Origin of the sequence: Kamptonema formosum PCC 6407, assembly GCF_000332155.1 — a bacterium.
Taxonomy (GTDB): domain Bacteria; phylum Cyanobacteriota; class Cyanobacteriia; order Cyanobacteriales; family Microcoleaceae; genus Kamptonema; species Kamptonema formosum.
This window is the reverse complement of sequence record NZ_KB235903.1, coordinates 1-1,065: the sequence shown is the minus strand read 5'-3', so window position 1 is coordinate 1,065 and position 1,065 is coordinate 1. Positions and strand designations below refer to the sequence as shown.

1 protein-coding gene is annotated in these 1,065 nt (G+C 48.9%); it reads right to left on the bottom strand.

What is annotated here, in order from left to right; translation table 11 throughout:
* Positions 1-26: 26 nt before the first annotated feature.
* Positions 27-923 carry a tetratricopeptide repeat protein gene (locus OSCIL6407_RS0105115; protein WP_019486994.1) on the bottom strand — a complete coding sequence of 299 codons (897 nt, stop codon included), beginning with the start codon at positions 921-923 and terminating at the stop codon, positions 27-29.
* Positions 924-1,065: the final 142 nt, after the last annotated feature.

The window sequence follows — 1,065 nt, the reverse complement described above, 5'->3', positions numbered from 1 at the left end:
CCCGCTCCCCATCTCCCCATCTCCCCTTAAGGCATCTCCGGCGCGGGTGCGTCTTGAAGTTGGGCGAGGGTGGCTTGAATGCGGGGAGTTGCTAATAACTTTTTAGCTTCTGCAATTAAGCGATCGCCCCAAAGATTTTCCTTAAGGAAGTCTATCCCTGCATAGCGCTTGTCTATCCGCAGTGCGGTTTCTGCGATCGCTAGACCTTGTTCTCGATCGCCTTTGCTATATAAAGCTATTGCCAGAGCCATCATTGGTTCTGCTGCTTTTTCCTCGATGGCAACTGCCTCTCGCCAGCGGCGAATGGCACCGTCAGTATCACCCATTTCGTATTTTACTAACCCAATATTGTTAATAGCTGGCCAGCGTTCTTTTTCCTGACCTTTGGCTTTTTCATACTGAGCTACTGCTTTTTCGTAATGGGCGATCGCATCTTGAAATTTGCCCAGTTTGTAGAAGGCATTGCCTAAATCAAATAAAGCTCCAGGGGTATCAGGTTTTATTCTTAAGCCTGCTTGTAGTTGTTCAATTGCTTTGTCATATTGAGCTTGGCGGAAGTGTACTTCTCCTAAGAAAAAGCGGATGTCTGCATTCTCAGGTGCAAGAGTCTGAGCTTGCTGCAAAGCAATAATCCCTTCGTCAAACTTCTGCACGCGCATATATAAAATCCCCAATAAAATCCAAGTTTGATACTTGTTGGGGGCGAGCTGTGTGGCTAGCTGAGCTCTGGGCAGGGCGAGCTCGTACTGTTGGAATTGCTCCAACTGGGCGGCTTCCTGTGCAAGGCTCACGCCTGTTTGCTCTAATTCGGCTGATTCTAGTTGGGGGGTGTAGGGAAGGAATGCCTGTGCGGAAACTGGCTTAGGCAAGCTCCATAAACCGAGCGCCAACAATAGAGATATTAGATGAATGCGATTAGGCACAGTAACAGAAAAAATGCTTATGGTTTTCTGCTAGCTTAACCGATTTTAGATTGAAGGATGGGGGAGATGAGGAGGATGGGGGAGATGGGGGAGATGGGGAGGATGGGGGAGAGAGGGGAGGATGGGGGAGATGGGGAGGATG